This window comes from Ruthenibacterium intestinale (assembly GCF_040096265.1).
Taxonomy (GTDB): Bacteria; Bacillota; Clostridia; order Oscillospirales; family Ruminococcaceae; genus Ruthenibacterium; species Ruthenibacterium komagatae.
Window position 1 is genome coordinate 1 of sequence record NZ_JBBMFA010000005.1, and the last position, 1,304, is coordinate 1,304.

1 protein-coding gene is annotated in these 1,304 nt (G+C 51.7%); it reads left to right on the forward strand.

The annotated features are described in order from the left end of the window. The coding region (locus tag WMO24_RS00040) for a DUF3987 domain-containing protein (protein WP_349213957.1) at nt 1–840 on the forward strand (840 nt) is incomplete at its 5' end. Between the last annotated feature and the right edge of the window lie 464 nt (nt 841–1,304).

The following is a 1,304-nucleotide window of genomic DNA, read 5'->3' on the forward strand; positions in this document are numbered from 1 at the left end:
GCAGGACGGTATTCCAACAAATCCAACATTGATGTCTGGCTGAAAGGCCATTGTGGGGATGCCATTTATGTGGATCGAATGACCCGTGAAGCAGAGTGCATCATGCACCCGGCATTGTCAGCCATCCTCTCGATTCAGCCCAGTGTGCTGGATGAAATCATGTCCAATACCACCATGACCGGGCGGGGCTTGATTGCCCGCTTCCTGTATGCATCCCCACCATCCAGAATTGGCAGCCGGGTCTTTCGTACCCAGCCGATTCCGCCCGAAGTAACCGCAGCTTACCGTAGCTTGATTTTTCGCCTGATGGCTCTGCCGATTGGTGGCGATGCCAAGACGGTACACCTTTCAGAAAAAGCCTTTGACCTGATGGCTGATTACTTTCAGGAACATGAGAAGTTTCTGGTTGGCGAGGGGCAGGCAATTTCCGATTGGGCAAGCAAATATATCGGTGCAGTACTCCGGATTGCGGGACTGCTGCATTGCGCTGAGATGAAGGATGGCAAAGAAGAAGTGACCGTTTCTACGATGAGCAGGGCGATTCAGATCGGCAAATACTTTCTGACTCATTCCACCTACGCCTATTCTATGATGGGTACTGACTTGACCATCCAGAAAGCCAAATTTGTCTTGGCAAAGCTGAAAAAGAAGAACGTATCGATGATCAAGCGTTCAGAGCTTTTTCAGATGTGCCGGGGAAAGTTCTTCAAGAAAACGGAGGAGATTTTTCCAACGCTGGAATTACTGGAGGGACATGGATACATCCGGCTGGAAGAACCGGAACGCCAGTCGGTGGGTAGACCAGCCGATGTGAAAATCATCGTGAACCCCGTAGCATGAAACCGGAATTCTCTGCATTTATTGCATTTCCTGCGCAGAGTTGCACTCTGGTATCGCACCACCGTCCCCATCGAAAAATCCGCAGATTTGGAGATGGATGGTCCGGGAGAATCCGGTGGATTTTCCCGAACTGTGGGCGGCAGGATTGCTTACAGAAGCAAGGATGCCGGACACACCTGGATTGCTGTGTGGACCACAAACGCAAGACAGGGAGGCTCCCGCAGGAGCCGCATCCCCCTCGGAGAGCCCACAATACTTTGCAGCCGTAGGATGAAAGTATCATAGTGGGTTATTACACTTCCGCAGGAAGTGCGCCCCAGCCCGCAGGTCGTACAAACGTGAAAGGAGTTCTATGGCGAGAAACGACGGGATTGACCGTACCAGCGTAAGAAACGTAAACCTGACCGCCGCTAAAATCGGAAATGCCCAGCGGCACAACGAACGAGAAAAGGAATCCTATACCA